Below are 17,845 nucleotides of genomic sequence, written 5' to 3'. Positions count from 1 at the left end.
TCAGGCCGCCAAATAAGCTGCGTGAAGCAGGCTGTTGTTCTTCAAGTCTTCCGGGAGCCCTTCGGCTGCAACCTCACCATTAGCCAGAACCACAGCATGGTCGGCGACTTCGAGAGACAAGGCCGCATTTTGCTCAACGAGCAGGATGGAAATTCCTTCGTTCCGCAATTCTTCGACAATCGCGAAAATCTGGTCGACCATTTGCGGCGCCAGGCCGAGCGAGGGTTCATCCATCAGCAGCAGTTTCGGCATGCTCATCAAGGCGCGCGCCACCGCGAGCATTTGCTGTTCACCGCCGGAGAGCAATCCGGCAGGTTGTGTGCGCCGCTCCGACAGGATCGGAAAGCGCTCCATCATCGCGGAGCGCCTCTCCGCCATGAGCGCTGAGTCGCCGAGGACGGAGCCTGCAAGCGTCAGGTTTTCCTCCACGCTCAAAGAAGCGAACACCCGTCGCCCTTCCGGCGAGATGGCGACACCCGAGCGCACAATGGCGTCTTCGGGTGCGCCGGTCATGTCCTTTCCAAAGATGGAAACGCTCCCTGCCGCAATCTTCCGGGCTCCGGCCACGGCCATGACGGTCGTGGTCTTGCCGGCCCCGTTAGCGCCCAGAAGGGCGGTCACCTTACCGGCATTCACCGTCAGGCTGACATCGCGCACCGCCTGAACGGCGCCATAGCGAATGTCGAGATTGCGGATTTCAAGAGCGTTTTCCATCTATGGCCTCAGGGTTTCGGGAGAGTTTCCGGATCGGCGGTTGACCGCAGGATGAACTCCTTCTTGCCGTCCGCTGTGATGCCAGCGACGACCACGTCCCGAAGCGGCATGCGATCGGTACCCGCGAATGTGAAGTTCGACATCACGCCCTCCCCGTCCTTGATCTCGGCCATGGCTGCACTGACGGCCGCCGGGTCGGTTGATCCGGCAGCAGCGACCGCCTGTTCGATCATGTTGGCGATGTCACAGCCGTTGACGTAGTAGTTGTTGTCGGGCGTGGTGCCTGTTGCCTTTTCGAAACGCGCGATGAAATCGGCATAGGCCGAGCCTTCGTCCGGGAACCCACCGGACGTGTGGACGACACCATCGACCACCTCGCCGAGACCGCGAACGGTTGGCGTGTCGAGAACGTCTCCTCCCATAACCTGCGTTTCAACACCTGCGCCGCGCAGAGCCTTGATAAACGCGGGGAAATCAGGTTCCCAAGCCCAGGTCACGATAACGTCGGGTGCCGGGTCAGCGGCCTTGATGTTGGTCACGATGGCAGAAAAGTCGGGCTGGTTGAGCGAATAAAGGCTCTCGCCGATGACCTCGCCGCCAAGGGATTCAAATGCGGACCCGAAATATTCCGGACCCCCAAGGGTGTAGGCACTGTCGGGTGACTTCACCAGCCAGACTCGCTCCAGGCCCTGGTCGCGCGCATAACTTGCCAGAACTGCCCCCTGCTGATTGTCTGCCGGGTAGCTGCCGAAAACATGCGGGCCAACCTGTGTCAGAACCGGTGCGGTCCCCGCGAAAGTCATCGTCGGGATGTTGTCCGCCATGGTTATCTGAGCAGCTGCGATTGTCGGGTCGGCGTCTGCGGAAGAAACGATGAACTGCGCCCCTTCATCGATCATTTCCTGAACGACCTTGACGCCTTCTGCGATGTCGGACCGCGTGTCCTTGACGATTGTCTTGACCTTGAGGTTGCCGTTGAGGCCACCGGCGGCATTTTTTTCATCGATGCAGAACTGGAAGCCGGCATAGGCCGGTCCGTCGTAAGGAGCAAGATAGCCAGATTGCGCTGACATGACACCAATCACGTATTCATCCGCAACTGCTGTACCCGTTATTGCAGCGGCGCTAGCCGCCGCCAGAAAAGCGAATTTCAGTTTCATTGATCAACTCCGACTGTTAGCACTCTGGTGGTTTTGTTGGGCACAAACTGTGCCTCCGCTGCCGTCCGGCCCCGGCCTATGTAGGCTTCTATGACCGACGGATTGGTTCTTATGTCTTCAGGCAGACCCTGGGCGATCACTTCGCCGCGGTTCATGACCACGATCCAGTTCGAAAGACGGTTCACGAATTTCAGGTCGTGATCGATGAGAAGTATTCCCAGCCCCCTCGCCTCGCTGGTGCGTACCAGCCGGTCGGCAAGGTCATCCGTTTCAGCGGGGTTCATGCCGGCGGCCGGTTCATCGAGCAGCAGGATCGATGGATCCTGCGAAAGCGATCGCGCAATCTCGAGGCGTTTGCGGGCTCCGTAAGGAAGGGCGTCGGCCGTTTTGCCGGCAACCTCGCCAAGATCCAGGTCGCCAAGCTCTCGAATGGCAACCGGCGCCGCCAACTGCCTGGAACGTCCTGCAGCCAAGGATCCGACCAGTACGTTTTCATATCCGGTGAGCCCCCGAAATAGGCGCAAATTCTGGAACGAACGCGACACGCCTTTGCCGGCAACAGCCTCGCGGCGGACCTTGGTCAGTTCGGTGCCGTTGATCAGAGCCTTTCCTGCATCGGCGTCGTACTGATGGGTCAACAGATTGACCAGGGTGGACTTGCCTGCACCATTTGGACCGATGAGACCCGTGATCCGTCCTGTCGGGACATCAAAGCTGACATCATCTACCGCCCTCACCCCGGCAAAGCTCTTGGAAAGCGATCGGGCCTGGAGCATGGTCTCCGCCACCTTTTCAGGGTCGTTTGCCGGTTTCGTTCCGCGGCCAATACGACGCAGGAAAGGAGCGTCTGCGCCGGGGCCAAGCTCAAAGCTGCCGACAAGGCCTTGGGGCCGAAGCCAGATAACGAGCAATATCGCGAGGCCGAGCGCGATTGTGGTCAGACCGAAAAACTCCGGAAAGACAAACCCCAAAAGCTCGGCGCCACCTTCGAACTGGCGAACGGTGTCCTGAAGCAGCGTGACCACCATAACGCCGGCAACCGCGCCACCGACCGAGGCCATGCCACCGACAATCATCATGGCGACGTGCGCAAAAACCAGCGACAGATAAAAGGATGCCGGTGAAAACGCGCCCAGCATATGTCCGTAGAGCGCTCCTGCCACGGTTGCCAGCGCTCCCGACAGGCACCAGGAAACGAAGCGTGTGCGCCGCGGACTGATACCGAGTGCACTTGCCGCGTCCGGATCATCACGCGCTGCGCGCGCAAAAAGCCCGTGGCGGCTCTCCCGATAGAGCCGTGCAATCACGATGAAAACCAGTGCCGCACCAAGCGCAATCGTCAGATCCGTCACGCGGGGCACACCGAAAAATGTCTGACTGCCGCGCGTTATTTCGCGGGCTCCGACTGCGATCCCATGCGTGATGATTAAAAGACCCAGCGTTGCGATCGTGGCAGAAGCCCCTGCAAGACGTGCGATCGCGCTGCCGGTTACCGCAGCAAAGCACAGTCCGGCAATCGCCACGATGGGCAGGGCAAGCCAGACGCTCAGTTCATGTGCTGCGAGGAAGTCCGGCAAGTTCGGAAGGGCCGTGCGCTGCAGACCGGCGGGCATGGTCAGGATGCCGGACAGATAGGCGCCAAGTGCCATGAAGGCACCATGTCCAAAGGACACGATACCGGTGTTTCCGCAGAACAATCCGAGGGCGACAACGGCCGTGACATTCACGCAAAGCTGCACAGCAATGCGCTCACCGGTTCGCCCGAATGCCAATGTCAGGCAGGCAACGACCGCGGCAAGAAGCAAGATGCATATCGCGGTTCGAACCCAGTTTGCCGCAGCAAGGCGTGCCGGATGGGTCTCCAGAGGAAGGGCGGATGCCGTGCTAATCATCGCTGACCCGTTCAAGTTCAGCGATCAGCTCCGCCGTCGTCACCTGACGGCAATAGCCTTTGATTGTCTGAAGAGAATTGTCGTGCCGCTGCTGCGAGTATGTCAGGCAGGCATCCGTCACCTGCGTTACCAAATAGCCAAGATCGCAGGCGTCCCGAATTGCGCTTTCCACGCATTGATCCGTAATCAGTCCGGAAATCACCAACTGCCGCACACCAAGATTTCGCAGGATGTAGTCGATATGGGTGGAGACGAAGACAGATGACGATGACTTTGGAAGCACGATTTCGTCGCCTTGCGGCGCAATCTGATCGATTACTTTTCCATCCCAAGAGCCCTTGGGGACATGGAACCCGGTGATCTTGTAGTCCAGTGAACGGTCCCGGCCGTCGAGTGTCAGGCTTTCGATCGTCGTATACATGACCTCCACACCCGCAGACCGGCACGCAGCTTGAATCGCGGCCATGTTCGGGATGACGCGCGCGTCGAGCTCATCGAAGAACCAGCCATATTTCGCCTGAAACTCGTCTTTACCCAGGTCCTTGAATTCGGCGCCGTTTCGGTGCGCCGAAAAATTCTGAACATCGATGAACAGGAGCGCAGACTGCGAAGTCGTGAGAGGCAGCTCGCGGGTGAGCGTCATGGCAAGGTCTCCAGGAGATCGGTGATCGCATCGCTCAGCAACCCGGCCCAAAACGCGACACCTTCCGGTGTCTGGATCTGGTCATTGCGGATTTCGATCAGGCAGTGAGGCAAGTTCCGGGTTTCCGCATGATGCGGAATGAACCAGTCGGTATCGTCTTCGATGCGGTATGGCTGGTTGAGTGCCATAAGCATTCCTGGCGCGCCGCGGGCGACCGAGTTCATGAGCGCTTCAGAACTGGCGATACTCTTGCGGCTCAAAAAACCGGCGTGCCAAGGGCGTTCGACGCCGCCAAGCTCAGGCGTGAAGGAATGGATTGAAAAGGCAGCCTTACGTGGTGAGGCAGCAAAAAGCTCATCGATCCTCTGATTCATCGGTTCGAAAATGGAGGTGATCCGCAGTTGTCGATCATCCTCCGACAGGTCACGATTTCCGGGTATGTCGGCGTTGTCGCTGACCGTCGGAATGGCGAAAGGTGAATTCGGCGGTCGGTTCGCGTCAATCACCAGCCGGCTGTACCGCTGCAAGATCAAGGGTGCATCCAATTGGCTGGCAACGTCGCGCGCCACGGCTTCCGCACCGATATCCCAGCCACGATGACTGTTCAGGACATCTGCCGAGATACCAAGATCACCCAGCCTCCCGGGAATGGCCCGCCCTGCATGCTCGCAAACCAGGATGACCGGCGCCGGGCTGTCGAAATTAATCGTTCCGACGGGGTCCGGATCGGCAGTCGTCAACAGCACGGATCGGTCTGCTTGCGCTACGGTCATGTCCTCAAGTAAGAGAAATTAACTTTTCATAGTCAAGTAATTTTAGTTGACTGAAAAAATTTTTACAGACATCAATGACCCATGTCGATCCGCAGCATTATCGAAACATTCGCAAATAATCTCACGCAATCAGAGCGAAAACTTACCACTGCGCTTTTGTCCGACTACCCGTATGCCGGCCTTATTTCGATCCAGGAACTGGCAGAGCGCGCAGAGGTATCGCCCCCATCGATTTCACGATTCGTAACGAAACTCGGTCTTTCCGGTTACCCGGAAATGCAGCGGCGCCTGATCGCTGAACTGAAGGAAGGCGACCGCTCACCGGTCGAGATCCGCGAAACGGGCAAGCGCATCGAAGGCGGCTACCTTGGCGAATTCATTTCGCGGGCAGCCAAACAGATGCAATCTGCGACAGAGGCAATCACCGAAGGACAATTCACTCGGATCTGTGCGCTTCTGTCTGACCCGAAACGCAATGTTTATGCGATCGGGGGCCGGATCAGTGACACGGTTGCCCAGCACATGTCTTTCCATTTGCGCCAGGCCCGCCAGGGTGTCTATCACCTGCCGCGTGACCCGGAAGGCTGGCCGGAATATCTGTTGCGCATGCGACCGGGCGACGTCTTTTTCATTGTGGATTTCCGCCGTTACCAAACCAACATGACCCGGTTGGCGGAACAGGCGGCACTGGAGCGGAAGGCCCAGGTCATCCTGATGACCGACAAATGGCTTTCGCCCGCCACCCGTCATGCGTCGGAAGTCCTTGCAGTCCCGATTGAAATCGGCACCATCTGGGACAGCTACTCTGCGGCGCTTGCAGTGACTGAAGCGCTTGTGACGCGCGTGGCGGAAGACAACTGGGACAACACACGTCAGCGGATCGAAGCCTGGGACGCGGCACGGCAATTTGACGGAGAGAGCGAGACATGACCGATTTGATTTTCGCGGCGACCTGCGATCTGGCGGGCAAAGTTCGCGGCAAGGCTTTTCCCGCTGACCAGCTTGAAAAACGGCTCCAACGCGGCGTTGGCTGGACGCCGACAAACGTGCAGATCAACTGCTTCGACAACATTGCCGAGAGCCCGTTTGGTGCCTTGGGCGATCTCCTGTTGATCCCAGACCGGCAGGTTGCTGTGAACGCGCAGTTCGGTGAAAGAGTCGAACGCTTCATGCTTGGCGACATCGTTACTCTTGAAGGCGATCCCTGGGAACTTTGTACGCGCTCGATCTTGAAATCCGCTCTTGATCGTTTGGAAGGTGTTGCCGGTGTCCGTTTGCTGGCAGCGTTTGAACATGAATTCCAGGTCAAGAGTGACACGGAGTTGCTCGGCGAAGGCTATGGACGCAGGGGTTTTGAAGCCCACAGAGAGCTTTGCGAAATGCTGATGGGGCAGATTGCTGCCGCAGGGTTCACACCCGACAGCATCATGAAGGAATACGGCCAGAACCAGATCGAAGTGGTGATCGGTCCTGAAGAGGGTGTTCGTGCCGCCGATGCGGCCGTGATTGTGCGCGAACTCACCCGTTCAACAGCAAAGCACCTTGGCTTTGACGCGACTTATACGCCAATCCGTGACCCGGCCAGCGTCGGCAACGGCGTCCACATTCACATGAGTTTCCTCGACCCAAGCGGCAACCCGGTGAGCTATGACCCCAATGGCACTTGCGGCATGTCGGACCTGACATCGTCCTTTGCGGCAGGTGTCCTGAAATACCTGGACAGCATTCTCGCCCTGACAGCCCCCTCGGTCATATCCTACCTGCGCCTGACACCGCATCGCTGGTCTGCTGCCTATAACAACCTGGGATACAGGGACCGGGAGGCGAGCCTGCGCGTTTGTCCGGTTACCGCAAAGGACCCGGCCTCCATCGCAAAGCAGTTCAATATTGAATACCGCGCGGGTGATGCGGCGGCCTGCCCTCACCTGGCACTGGCGGCGATTGTTCATGCAGGATGCCAGGGCGTTGAAGACCAGCTATCAGCCCCGGTTCCGACCGAAGAAGATCTTTCGTTGCTTGCTCCGGAAGCGCTTGCTGAACGCGGTTTCATCCGGCTCCCGCAAACACTGGACGCCGCCCTGGAAAGATTTGCGTCAAACCCCGTCGTCACCGGCTGGTTCCCGGAGCGTTTCGCGCCTGTCTACCGTGCCCACAAAGAATCGGAAATTGCGCATGTGGCAAACCTCGACGTCGCCGAACAATGCGCGATCTACGAGAAAACTTATTGACTTGATCTTCGTTGAGAACCGCTTCACGCCTTGAAGCCGTCCCAATGGAACTCGTGCTACTCGTTGCAGACCGGCGTATGCGCGACGATCTCACTTGGCAACTTCACCGGTTCGAGCCAAAAGTACCGATATTTTGCGAGCGTCCTTTTGCAGGGGGACCCGCTATCCTCTGATAACTCCGCTTATGAGGTTTGATCCCATAAGTCTTTGCTGAAGGGCTTCAGCGCCGGCCGGTAAAATCTTGATTGCGTCGATCTGCCGTCGAATGCGGACTTCCTGTTCCCGGCGCAAGGTTTCTGCCGTCTCGACGTCAATCGCCTCGAAGCTGAGACGGGCTCCTGGTCTGGTTCGGCCGAGGCGCGGCAGATCGACTGACGCCACACTGGCAATTTTCGGATAGCCGCCGGTTGTTTGCCGATCGGAGAGCAAAATGATCGGCAAACCGCTTCCCGGCACCTGAATGGAGCCGGTTACGATCCCGTCCGAAGGGATGTTGTACCCCTTGGTGTGTTCCAGTTCGGGCCCTACCAAACGCAATCCCATGCGGTTCGAGGCCTGACCGATTTCATAGTCCGAGCCCAGAAACGTTTCCCATGCATTTTCGGAAAAATAATCATCCTGGGGACCGGGAACGACGCGTATCGGACCATCTCCCCACAACGATAAATCAAGCTCAATTCCGCGCTCCGGTGCCTCGCCAAGGAGTTGACCGCTCAGCGGAACACGGTCGCCGTCACGCAGGTACCGTCCTTCAAATCCACCTAGAGCCGCTGGCGGATAAGTGGATTGGCTGCCGAACGGCGCTGGAAGCTCAAATCCTCCGGCAAAAGCCAGGTAACAGCAGGAGCTATCCGAAACCGTCCCGACGCGAAAAAGCTCGCCATCCGCCAGAGTAACGCTCTGGCCGGGCGGAAGTGCTCGCCGCTCAGGCTCGAGAACCTCAAGTCCGGCGCTCGTGCCGATAAGCGCGACCCTTGCTTTTCCGCCAACCACCCTGATCCGCGGTCCAAGAAAACGGAGTTCAAGCCCGGCGGCACTTTCCTCGTTGCCGACCAGAACATTGGCAATCCGCAGTGAAATTGGGTCCAGTGCTCCGGAAGTCGGAATGCCAAGAGCCTGCGAGCCAAACCTGCCGAGATCCTGCACCGAAGTCATCAACCCGGCGGCTTCGAACTGAAGGTGCACTGTCATGCGTGCGCTCTCAGACCGGGAACAGTTTCACCGTTGCGCAATCGATCCGCGATATCCTGATACTCGGCTTTCCCGACCGATCGCAAACGCACCTTGTCGCCTGGTTGCAGCAAAACAGGTGTAGCCGACGCGGGAGAAAACACGGGTATTGGCGTTTTTCCGACAATGTACCAACCCGTCGGGTTCTGAACCGGGTAAATCACCGTCTTTCCCGTCGCAATCAGCACTGATCCTGCCGGAACGCCCGTAATGGGATCCATCCGCCGGGGAATTGCAAGGCGATCCGGCAAATCCCCGAGATAGGGTTGTCCGGGAGCGAACCCGAGCATGTAGACCGTCTGCTCGACACTGATCATGTCAGCGATAACGTCGCTGGGTTTCAGGCCGGCCCAACTCGCAACATGCTCCAGATCGGGCGCGAATTCAGGGTCGTCAAAACACACCGGAAGAACCCAGGATCGCGCGTCTATCGCTGCAGCCCCGCCCTTCAGACTGTCCGCCAAGGCGCGAATGTCCTCAATCAAGCAGGACTGACTGGTTTCAAGTGGCGTGTAATGGACCAGGAGTGACAGATAGGCAGGGACAACTTCGACAACGCCGGCCAGGCCGCGCGATTCAATCGCCTGTCGAAGCGACAGAACCCGCGCGCTCGTTTCTTGGTCCACTCGATCGCCGAGCTCAACGGTCAGACCCGTATCACCGCTCGCACGAAACCTCGGAAATTTGCTTGATTGCATGGTGTTTTCACTGTGCGGCACGCTGAGTTTCGGTTCAAGCAAGTCCCTTTGCCATGGACCGAATTTCGATACCGGCATCCGTCAGGCGGCGCCGGACTTCCGCTGCCATGGCCACTGCGTCCGGGCTGTCACCATGCACACAAATCGTGTCGATGGGTACTTCAATGCGCTTTCCCGACAGCGAACGGATCGCGCCGTCTTCGACAAATCCCAAGATGCGCTCGGCGGCTTCTTTAGGGTCTTCGACCATCGCTCCAGGCTGCCCGCGAGGCACAAGCATGCCGTCATCTCCATAGGCGCGGTCGGCGAAGATTTCCCGTGCGACGCGCAGGCCAAGTTTCTCGCCCGCCTTTTCCAGTTCACTCATGGGCAAAACCACGAATATCAGATCGGGCGCGACCGCTTTCACCGCGCGCGCCGCCGCCATTGCCAGATCCGGATCGACACAGGACATGTTTCCCAAAGCACCGTGTATCTTGTAGTGGGTGACCTTTGTTCCGCAGGCGTGCGCCATCCCCTGAATAGCCCCGACCTGGTAGATCAGCATCTTCTCGATTTCGGACGTGTCCTGCACCAAGATCCGCCGTCTTCCGAAACCCCAAAGGTCATTGAACCCGGGATGCGCCCCGATGCCGACGTCTTCTGCTTTGGCCTGCATGATGGTGTCATGCATTACCAGTGGATCACCTCCATGAAATCCGCAGGCGATATTGGCCGAGGAGATGAGTTTCAGCATTTCGGCGTCGTTGCCGATGGTGTAAGCGCCGAAGCTTTCGCCCAAATCACAGTTGAGGTCTATATGTGCCATGGTGTGCAGTCCTCGATCGGTCAGCCCCGGAAAGAGACGACGCTTGGCAGGTAAGTCACGACGCCCGGGACGATGGTAATCAAGAATACCAGCGCAACCATGATCAGGAAAAACGGAAAGGTTGCCCAGGCGATACGGCTGATTTTTTCGCCCGTCAGCCCCTGTATCACAAACAGGTTGAAGCCGACCGGCGGTGTGATCTGGGCCATCTCAACGACAATCACGAGGAAGACACCAAACCAGATCTTGTCGAAGCCCGCATCGAGGATCAACGGCAACGCGATTGGAAGCGTCATCACGATCGCGGACATTCCCTCCAGCACCATTCCGAGGATTACGTAAAAGACCAGCAAAAGTGCGATCAGCACGAAGGGTGACAGTTCCAGCGCCGCAATTTCCGCGGAAATCGTGCGTGGCACACCGAGAAAACCCATTGCTCTCGACAGAAAATTCGCGCCGGCGATGATAAGGCCGATCATGGAAATTGTCCTGATCGCGCCAAACGCGGCGTCAACCATGTTCTTCCAGGTCAATGTGCCCTGAAGAGCGCTGACGATCATGGCGCCCACGACCCCGACGGCGGCGGCTTCGGATGGACTGGCTATGCCGCCATACATCGAACCGATCACGACCAAGATGAGGAACAACACAGGGCCGAGATGTTTCAATCCGGTCAGCCTGTCGGCCCAACTGGCAGTCAGCTCCTCCGATGGAGACTCGCTGTCCTTCATGCTTGAACGGATCGCAAGGAAGCCCATATAGGCGCCTGCCAGAAGAAATCCCGGAACGATACCGGCAATGAAGAGGCGCAAGATCGACGTCTCGGCCAGGACCCCATAGATAATCATGATGATCGATGGAGGGATCAGGAAGCCCAGTGTTCCGGCGCCCGCCAGCGAACCCATCGCCAGGTCGCGATCGTATCCGCGCCGCATCAATTCGGTCATGGTGATGCGACCGACCGTGGCCGTGGTTGCGGCCGAGGACCCCGAGACCGCCGCAAACAATGTACAGCCCAGAACATTCACATGCAGCAAACGGCCGGGAAGACGCGTCGTCCAAGGGGTCAGGCCTGAAAACAACGACGAAGACAGTTTGGACCGAAACAAAATCTCGGCCATCAGAATGAACATCGGCAGCGCGATCAGTTCCGGCGTGGTTGAAACATTCCATGTCAGCTGCCCCATTAGCAGATCGATCGGCATGTTCCGGAACACCGCGAGCGCGACGAAACCGACAATGAAGAGACCGAAGCTGATCCAGACGCCAATGCCAAGCGCTGCAAGCAGGACGGTTACGATCGTGAGGATAATATAGGCGGTCATGGGCGTGTCTCCTCAGCGCCTGGTCTCATTCGACCGTAAATTTTTCGCGGGTGGCATCGTCTTCAGGCGCTTCGTCAATGAACAAACGGACGAGCCTTGCAACCATCTGCAATGCAAGAAGGGTCGCGCCGAGTGCCAGGACACCCTGTGGGATCACCAGAGGGGTTTCGTCTATCGTCGGCGACGTGCTGCCGCGGGAAAAAGACCGATAGGCAAACTGGATCAACGCGTAGGCAAGGTAGAAGGAAAAAAGGGTTCCAACGGCCGTCGCTGCAATTTCCATGATGTGTTGGCCGCGTTTTGACAGCAAACCGCGCAGCAACGCCACCCTGACATGACCACCGGTCCGCATCGTGTAGGCCGCACCGAGAAAGACTGCAGAGGCATAGAAATACGCCGCGTATTCCCAGGCAAAGCTTAGTGACGCCCCAAAAGTCGATCGTGCAACGACTTCCGCGATAATCAGAGCAGCAATGCCGCAGACCAGCAGAGCGCCAAGGCCGGCAAACCAGCGCGAAATGGTGTCTATAACGGATAAGATTTGCATGTCGTGCCCCCCGGATCTGGACCCGGTGCATCTGCTGCACCGGGTGCCATTTTTACCTGACTCAGTTCCGGCCTGAAGCGGCGAAAAATTCGTCGAGCACCGGTTTGGCTTCAGGTGTCTCGGCCAGGAATTCCTCGATCATGTTCGCCGTCGCTGCGCGCATGGCGTTGATCATGTCTTCACTGACTTCCGCGGTTGCCAGTCCGTTTTCCGCGAGCGTTGCCATCTTGGCGGCGTCTTCATCGGCGCTGACTTGCCAGAACGTTGGCTCCAGTTCGGCCGCAACTTTCAGGATCGCATTCTGGTCGGCTTCGCTGAGCGCCGCCCAGGAATCGAGGTTGACCGTGATCGCGTCGGACGACCAGACGTGACCGGTCGGATAGAAGAAGTCGAGGAATTCCCAGAAGGCACCATCAACACCAGAGGACGCCGAAGTGGTAACGCCGTCAATCGTTCCGGCTGCCAGCGACGGTACGACCTCACCCCAGGGTAGCTGCACCGCTGTCATGCCGATGGCATTGAACAGTTCGGTGGTGGTTGCGTTGTAGGTTCGTATCTTGATGCCCGCCAGGTCGTCCAATGACTTTGCATCCACGCTGGTGAAGATCCCGGGCGCGGGCCACGGCACCATATAAAGCACCTTTTGATTGTTGGCGGCGGCAATTTCCTCAACAACCGGGCGGAAGTATTTGTGGAGCTCTTTCAGCTCCTCGTAACTGTTGACCAGAAACGGAATGGACTCGATGCCCAGCAGCGGTGCTTCGCCGACCTGCTGGCTGAGATAAACATCTCCGATCGGAACCAGCCCGTCGCGAACCGCTCCCAACATTTCCGGACCGCTGAAACCAAGTGAGCCGCCAGGATGCACGTTGATGGTGACCCGGCCTTCGGTCGCTTCAGAGACCGCGTCCACAAAGGTGCGCGCGTTCTTTGTATGGAAGTTGCCGTCTGGCCAGGGCAATGACATATCCCAGGTTTCGGCCAGGGCCGGCAACGAAAATGCGGTCAGCACCGCCGCGGCGGCAAACGACTTCAGGCTGATGGTCATGCTGTTCTCCTAGGGTTTGGATTTTTTCCTTGCGTTTCGATAGGACCTGCTCGACTTGAGTTGGATTAACCGGCTGGGGCTTAGGCAGCGATTGCCATGTTTCTGTAGGCTTCTCCGAGCCGGCGAATTCCTTCCCGTATTGTGTTCGGATCGACGTAACTGTATGAAAAACGGATGAAATTTCCCGGGTCTTCGTTCGGGAAGCAAAGCCGTCCACTGCCGATTTCAACGCCGTGTTCCACCGCTTTTTCGGCCAAGGCATCACCGGACACGCCTTCGGGAAGTTCTGCCCAAAGGAAGTAGCCTCCGTTCGGGCGTCGAACCTGAGCGTCTGGCAAAAACTCCGCCAGTGCGTCGATCATTGTGTCGCGATGAACCCGCATGTGGTCGGTTACGAGGTCAATGTGTTCCGCGAGCTTGTTTGACCTGATCGCGTCCACAACGAGACGCTGCGTGAAGGGACAGGACCCACCGTCCGCCTTTTGCATGGCCATGCGCCGCACGATTTCGTTGGGCCCGATCGCCCATCCGACGCGCAAGCCTGGAGCCAGGATTTTCGAGACCGTGCCAACGGCAATCACACGTCCGTTCGTATCCATGGATTTGATAGGTGGAACGGGATCGCCCTCAAAGCGGATCCGGCGATAAGGATCGTCTTCTATGAGCACAAAATCATACTCTTCTGCGAGCGCAAGAAGTGCCTTTCTCCGTTCCAGAGACATTGTAATGCCTGTTGGATTATGAAAATCCGGAACATCGAAAAGCAGTTTGGGAAGAGCATCGCCATTTGCGCGCATCGTTGCCAGGCGCGCAGCAAGGATGTCTGTTCTCATTCCGTCTTTGTCTTGTGGGATCGCAACGAAGGTAAGCCCGTGCGAGCGCAGACACTGCAAGGTCGTCATGTATGTCGGAGCGGTGACGATGATCTTGTCGCCGGGCTCTGTGAAGACCCGGCAAGCCAAGTCGGTGGCGTGTTTGGCGCCGTTTGTGATCAAGACTTCGTTCGGGGTGCACTTTACACCATCCGCAGCGACGTAGTCTGAGATGGCTTCCCGAAGATCGGCTAGCCCCATCAGCGGGCCGTATTGCATCACTTCTGCAACATAGGCCTTCGCGGAGTCGCTGGCCTCCCTGGAGAGATCGGGCAGTATTGGCGGATAAGCGGACCCGACGCTCAACATGATCGCGCCCTCTGCGTGATCGTAGACCGACTTTCCGAGGACTTCAGCTCTCCGCGAAAACCTGTACTTGCCTGCGTACATACCCTGACCTCATTGGCTCCAGAACGGCTTCTTCTTTGAGTTATATATTATATATAATTGATCTTGAGTCACGTGTTTAGCGCCGACTTTTCGATTAAATTTTCGGAAAGCCGCTTAAATTATGGGCACAAGCTCATGTCTTATTGGGAGGAAGGCCTGCGTTCTGTCGGCGTCATTCTGCCAGTGAAGCGGTCGCTTTCAATTTGCGCTCAAGATAGACAATTGTCGCGTCGAGGCCTTTGGACAGGTGCATTCTTTGTGCTGATGCGGCCTTTTCACCGTCACGCTCCCGCAAAGCATCGATAATCTGCTGGTGTTCATGTGCAGAGGTCGCAACACGGCCCGGCTCGCGCCAGAGTGCGTACATTGGAAACGAGCTCTTGACCCTGTCTATGGTCCAGACAAGGGCCTCGTTCCCGCTCGCTCCAAATACAAGACCGTGAAACCTTCGATCCAGTGAATTGATTTCCTCCGGATCGGTTTCCTCACTGCATTTCGACAGCATATCGTTCAGGCGCTGCAGCTCGCCGACAAGAGTGTCGTCCGCGTTGGTCGCGGCAAGCCGAACCGCTTCTTCCTCGATCATATGGCGCACCGAAAAGAGCTGGCGCAGTTTCTCGGAGTTCACTTCCGAGACCTTGATCGATTGATGCTTGTGACGCTCGACAATGCCGTTGCTGGTCAAAACCAGAATCGCTTCGCGAATTGGCGTCACGCTCAGACCGAGGTCTTCCGAGATCTGCCGCTGACTGACCACCTGACCCGGTTTGTAAAGACCGGTCTCGATGGCATTTCTGATCGAAATCTCGGCGATTTCGCGTTTGGAAAGATGGTTTGGAACTGATTTCGAGGTGGTTGCAATCATATGAAAGGTGCGTCTGGCGGTGATCACTCGCGCGTTAGCATATGCGCTTTTGCCGTCTGCGTCTGCACGTTTCCCGAATTCAGGTTCTGGTCACTCCTGTTTGGCAATCGGCACTGTCGACCCTGGTCACGGAAGCACGTACTGCGATCACTCCGCAGCCACCGGGGCAGCAGGCCGATCGCGCAAGCGCGCGCCCTGCGCGTCGAACGGCGGTTCCGTCAAAACGCGCGCAACATGCGGCCGACCAAGCACTGCAATGCGAACCGTGCTTCCAGGCGACACAGAGCCGGTCCGGATGTACCCGAGCGCAAGCGACTTGCCGACGCTGAACCCGTAACCACCTGAGGTGACCTGTCCAATCGGTGTTCCGTCCTCCAGAAAGATCGGTTCGCCACCTGACGCATCGCAATCTTCCGTGTCCAGTTCGAACAGTTGGAGCGTCTCGCGAGGCGGCAGGTCTGCAACTGCCAGATAGGCCTTCTTGTTCAGGAAATCTTTGTGGGTGTCGATCAATCCGGCAAGACCACTTTCTTGCGGCCACCATTCCAGAGAATAATCGCGGCCCCAGGAGCCATATCCCTTTTCGAGGCGAAGGCTCAACAATGCCCGGCCTCCGACAGGACCGGCATCAAACGCAGCTGCCGACGCCAACAAAGCCTCATAGAGCTTCGCCTGGTCGGCTTCGGCACAATGCAGTTCCCATCCGAGATCGCCGGTAAAGGACACCCTTAGGGAAAGACATTCGACGCCGGCAACCTTCAGCACCGCCGAACGCATGAAAGGCATTGCTTCATTCGAAAGATCAGCCTCGGTCAATTGCCGCAAAATGTCACGCGAGCGCGGTCCCGCGACATTGAAACCGCACATGGCTTCTGTCTCGCTGCTGAAACTTGTCCCATTCGGCAGCGGTACTTTTTGGAAATACCGCTGATGAAAGCGTTCCGCCATGCCGGAACCAATCACCATGAACGCGTCAGCGGAAATCCTGGTGACGGTGAAGTCGCCGGCGATGCCTCCCCGTTCACCGATCAGCGGCGTCAGGCGGGATCGTCCTATGTCACGCGGCATATTGTTTGCAAATACCGCGTTGAGCCACGCCTCGGCGTCCGGTCCCGATACGCGATACTTCGCAAAGTTCGAGATATCTATGATACCAGCCGTTTGCCGGAGCATCCGCACCTCGCGGCCGACGCTGTCCCACCAGGGCTGGCGGGTAAATCCTGCGCTATCCGGTGTCCCGGCATCGAAATAGAGCGGATGCTCCCAGCCGAAATTCAGTCCGAACTTTGCTCCCATCTCCGTTTGCACTGTATAGACGGGCCGCGTGCGAACCGGGCGCCCGGCATCCCTCTCCTCGCCCGGGAAATGGATCTTGAAGCGGTGTGCATACTGGTCCTGAACCCGGGCCTTCGTGAAACTCTTGCCAGCCCAGTGGCCGTAGCGGGCAAGATCCCAGCCAAAGAGATCCATGGAGGGTTCCCCCTCAATGATCCACTCAGCTGCCAGCTTGCCAAGGCCACCATTCTGGCTGAAGCCGGGAATAATGCCGTTGCAGCAAAAGTACCCCTTCAGTTCCGGCATCGGCCCGAACAGCGCCGAGCTGTCGGGAGACCAGATCATCGGTCCGTTGATCACCCTTTTGATGCCGGCCGTCGCCAAGGCCGGGACCCGTTCGATGGCCCGCATCATGTTGGGTTCAATGCGTTCGAGATCATCTGGAAAGAGATCATGCGCAAAGTCGAGTGGTGTTCCCTCTTCCGCCCAGAACCGCATCTCGCGCTCATAAGCTCCAACGAGCAGCCCAAGGCCTTCCTGCCGCAGATAGTATTCGCCGTCGCGGTCTGCCACCGACGGCAGGCGGCGGTCCATCGACGCGATTTCGCCCATCGTCTCGGTGACGAAATACTGATGTTCCGTTGGAACGAGCGGCAACTCAATTCCCGCCATGGCCGCGACTTCTCGCGCCCAAAGACCAGCCGCATTGATAACCCAGGGCGTGCGGATGTCACCCTTGTCGGTGCGCACGACCCAGTTTCCGTCAGGCTGTTGGTCGGTCCCGGTGACAGCCGTAAACCGGAGTATCTCGGCGCCCATCTGGCGCGCGCCCTTGGCATAGGCATGGGTGACACCAGATGGATCGACATTGCCGCCATCTGGCTCATACATGATGCAGCGAACCCTGTCGAAATCGACCAGCGGGTGCAAGCGTTCGGCTTCATCGACACTTACTTCATGAAAGTTCATGCCATATCGCCGCGCCTTGGCTTCCTGAAGCCTTAGCTGATGTTCCCGGTCTTCGGTCTGGGCCAGGTAGAGAGAGCCGGGCTGGAAAACACCGCATCCCTGCCCCGTTTCTTCTTCCAGGGTCTTGTAGAGGTTCATTGTGTAATGCTGCAGACGCGACACGTTGGTTATGTCATGCAAACCGTGAATGTTGGCGGCTGCGTGCCAGGTGGATCCGGACGTCAGTTCGTCGCGCTCAAGAAGGACGGTTTCGGTCCATCCAAGTTTTGCAAGGTGATAGAGGATGGAACAGCCAACGACGCCACCGCCGACCACCACGGCTTGAGCATGTTCACGCATGTGTTTCTCCTCCCGAGATCAACCGTTCCGTCCTTATCCACTAACGCAGTTTCAACAGGCGGCATGCAC

16 protein-coding genes are annotated in these 17,845 nt (G+C 57.9%); 2 read left to right on the top strand and 14 right to left on the bottom strand.

The genetic code is table 11. The annotated features are described in order from the left end of the window. From RBB47_RS09780 to RBB47_RS09760, 5 genes are read right to left on the bottom strand one after another with little or no spacing between them, the layout of a single operon-like run. Positions 1-714: an ABC transporter ATP-binding protein gene (locus RBB47_RS09780; RefSeq protein WP_305985595.1), complete on the bottom strand. Its 714-nt coding sequence runs from the start codon at positions 712-714 to the stop codon at positions 1-3. A gap of 8 nt (positions 715-722) precedes the next feature. Continuing rightward, positions 723-1,874 (bottom strand): ABC transporter substrate-binding protein, encoded by a 1,152-nt coding sequence (locus tag RBB47_RS09775; RefSeq protein ID WP_305985594.1) that lies wholly within the window; start codon positions 1,872-1,874, stop codon positions 723-725. Next, a complete protein-coding gene (locus tag RBB47_RS09770; RefSeq protein ID WP_305985593.1) occupies positions 1,871-3,766 on the bottom strand; it encodes an ATP-binding cassette domain-containing protein in 1,896 nt (631 codons plus the stop codon). The genes RBB47_RS09775 and RBB47_RS09770 overlap by 4 nt, the downstream gene beginning before the upstream one ends. Beyond that, the gene (locus RBB47_RS09765) at positions 3,759-4,409 is read right to left on the bottom strand and encodes an isochorismatase family cysteine hydrolase (protein WP_305985592.1); all 651 of its coding nucleotides are present in this window, start codon (positions 4,407-4,409) and stop codon (positions 3,759-3,761) included. Before RBB47_RS09765 ends, RBB47_RS09770 begins: the two co-directional genes overlap by 8 nt. Continuing rightward, positions 4,406-5,182 carry an N-formylglutamate amidohydrolase gene (locus RBB47_RS09760; protein ID WP_305985591.1) on the bottom strand — a complete coding sequence of 259 codons (777 nt, stop codon included), beginning with the start codon at positions 5,180-5,182 and terminating at the stop codon, positions 4,406-4,408. Before RBB47_RS09760 ends, RBB47_RS09765 begins: the two co-directional genes overlap by 4 nt. A gap of 81 nt (positions 5,183-5,263) precedes the next feature. Between RBB47_RS09760 and RBB47_RS09755 the strand changes: the two genes are divergently transcribed. Beyond that, entirely contained in the window at positions 5,264-6,112 is an 849-nt protein-coding gene (locus tag RBB47_RS09755) for a MurR/RpiR family transcriptional regulator (protein ID WP_305985590.1), read from the top strand. Continuing rightward, positions 6,109-7,410, top strand: a complete 1,302-nt coding sequence (locus RBB47_RS09750) for a glutamine synthetase family protein (RefSeq protein ID WP_305985589.1) — start codon at positions 6,109-6,111, stop codon at positions 7,408-7,410. Before RBB47_RS09755 ends, RBB47_RS09750 begins: the two co-directional genes overlap by 4 nt. A 162-nt stretch (positions 7,411-7,572) precedes the next feature. On the opposite strand, the gene RBB47_RS09745 is transcribed toward RBB47_RS09750, so the two are convergent. From RBB47_RS09745 to RBB47_RS09705, 9 genes are all read right to left on the bottom strand, one after another. Next, the gene (locus RBB47_RS09745; RefSeq protein WP_305985588.1) at positions 7,573-8,601 is read right to left on the bottom strand and encodes a biotin-dependent carboxyltransferase family protein; all 1,029 of its coding nucleotides are present in this window, start codon (positions 8,599-8,601) and stop codon (positions 7,573-7,575) included. Further along, complete coding sequence (pxpB, locus tag RBB47_RS09740; protein ID WP_305985587.1) at positions 8,598-9,338, bottom strand: 5-oxoprolinase subunit PxpB; 741 nt, start codon at positions 9,336-9,338, stop codon at positions 8,598-8,600. The genes RBB47_RS09745 and pxpB overlap by 4 nt, the downstream gene beginning before the upstream one ends. Before the next feature lie 34 nt (positions 9,339-9,372). Beyond that, positions 9,373-10,146, bottom strand: coding sequence for a LamB/YcsF family protein (locus RBB47_RS09735; RefSeq protein WP_305985586.1), 774 nt, complete (start codon positions 10,144-10,146; stop codon positions 9,373-9,375). Positions 10,147-10,166: 20 nt separating this feature from the next. Continuing rightward, positions 10,167-11,471, bottom strand: a complete 1,305-nt coding sequence (locus RBB47_RS09730; RefSeq protein WP_305985585.1) for a TRAP transporter large permease — start codon at positions 11,469-11,471, stop codon at positions 10,167-10,169. 25 nt (positions 11,472-11,496) lie between these two features. Further along, the gene (locus tag RBB47_RS09725) at positions 11,497-12,018 is read right to left on the bottom strand and encodes a TRAP transporter small permease subunit (protein WP_305985584.1); all 522 of its coding nucleotides are present in this window, start codon (positions 12,016-12,018) and stop codon (positions 11,497-11,499) included. Positions 12,019-12,079: 61 nt separating this feature from the next. After that, positions 12,080-13,066 carry a TRAP transporter substrate-binding protein gene (locus RBB47_RS09720; RefSeq protein ID WP_305985583.1) on the bottom strand — a complete coding sequence of 329 codons (987 nt, stop codon included), beginning with the start codon at positions 13,064-13,066 and terminating at the stop codon, positions 12,080-12,082. Between the two features lie 80 nt (positions 13,067-13,146). Then, a complete protein-coding gene (locus tag RBB47_RS09715) occupies positions 13,147-14,328 on the bottom strand; it encodes a PLP-dependent aminotransferase family protein (protein WP_305985582.1) in 1,182 nt (393 codons plus the stop codon). A gap of 172 nt (positions 14,329-14,500) precedes the next feature. Continuing rightward, positions 14,501-15,193 (bottom strand): GntR family transcriptional regulator, encoded by a 693-nt coding sequence (locus tag RBB47_RS09710; RefSeq protein WP_305985581.1) that lies wholly within the window; start codon positions 15,191-15,193, stop codon positions 14,501-14,503. A gap of 147 nt (positions 15,194-15,340) precedes the next feature. Beyond that, a complete protein-coding gene (locus RBB47_RS09705; RefSeq protein WP_305985580.1) occupies positions 15,341-17,776 on the bottom strand; it encodes an FAD-dependent oxidoreductase in 2,436 nt (811 codons plus the stop codon). Positions 17,777-17,845 lie beyond the last annotated feature (69 nt).

It is taken from the genome of Roseibium sp. MMSF_3544 (assembly GCF_030732845.1).
Lineage (GTDB): Bacteria > Pseudomonadota > Alphaproteobacteria > Rhizobiales > Stappiaceae > Roseibium.
This window is presented reverse-complemented; position numbering and strand designations above follow the sequence as displayed.

Coding starts and splice junctions, on each gene's coding strand:
- RBB47_RS09725 (WP_305985584.1), bottom strand. CDS start 12,018: ATGCAAATCTTATCCGTTATAGACACCATTTCGCGCTGGTTTGCCGGC.
- RBB47_RS09760 (WP_305985591.1), bottom strand. CDS start 5,182: ATGACCGTAGCGCAAGCAGACCGATCCGTGCTGTTGACGACTGCCGAT.
- RBB47_RS09705 (WP_305985580.1), bottom strand. CDS start 17,776: ATGCGTGAACATGCTCAAGCCGTGGTGGTCGGCGGTGGCGTCGTTGGC.
- RBB47_RS09765 (WP_305985592.1), bottom strand. CDS start 4,409: ATGACGCTCACCCGCGAGCTGCCTCTCACGACTTCGCAGTCTGCGCTC.
- RBB47_RS09750 (WP_305985589.1), top strand. CDS start 6,109: ATGACCGATTTGATTTTCGCGGCGACCTGCGATCTGGCGGGCAAAGTT.
- pxpB (WP_305985587.1), bottom strand. CDS start 9,338: ATGCAATCAAGCAAATTTCCGAGGTTTCGTGCGAGCGGTGATACGGGT.
- RBB47_RS09710 (WP_305985581.1), bottom strand. CDS start 15,193: ATGATTGCAACCACCTCGAAATCAGTTCCAAACCATCTTTCCAAACGC.
- RBB47_RS09755 (WP_305985590.1), top strand. CDS start 5,264: ATGTCGATCCGCAGCATTATCGAAACATTCGCAAATAATCTCACGCAA.
- RBB47_RS09730 (WP_305985585.1), bottom strand. CDS start 11,471: ATGACCGCCTATATTATCCTCACGATCGTAACCGTCCTGCTTGCAGCG.
- RBB47_RS09775 (WP_305985594.1), bottom strand. CDS start 1,874: ATGAAACTGAAATTCGCTTTTCTGGCGGCGGCTAGCGCCGCTGCAATA.
- RBB47_RS09720 (WP_305985583.1), bottom strand. CDS start 13,066: ATGACCATCAGCCTGAAGTCGTTTGCCGCCGCGGCGGTGCTGACCGCA.
- RBB47_RS09770 (WP_305985593.1), bottom strand. CDS start 3,766: ATGATTAGCACGGCATCCGCCCTTCCTCTGGAGACCCATCCGGCACGC.
- RBB47_RS09745 (WP_305985588.1), bottom strand. CDS start 8,601: ATGACAGTGCACCTTCAGTTCGAAGCCGCCGGGTTGATGACTTCGGTG.
- RBB47_RS09735 (WP_305985586.1), bottom strand. CDS start 10,146: ATGGCACATATAGACCTCAACTGTGATTTGGGCGAAAGCTTCGGCGCT.
- RBB47_RS09715 (WP_305985582.1), bottom strand. CDS start 14,328: ATGTACGCAGGCAAGTACAGGTTTTCGCGGAGAGCTGAAGTCCTCGGA.
- RBB47_RS09780 (WP_305985595.1), bottom strand. CDS start 714: ATGGAAAACGCTCTTGAAATCCGCAATCTCGACATTCGCTATGGCGCC.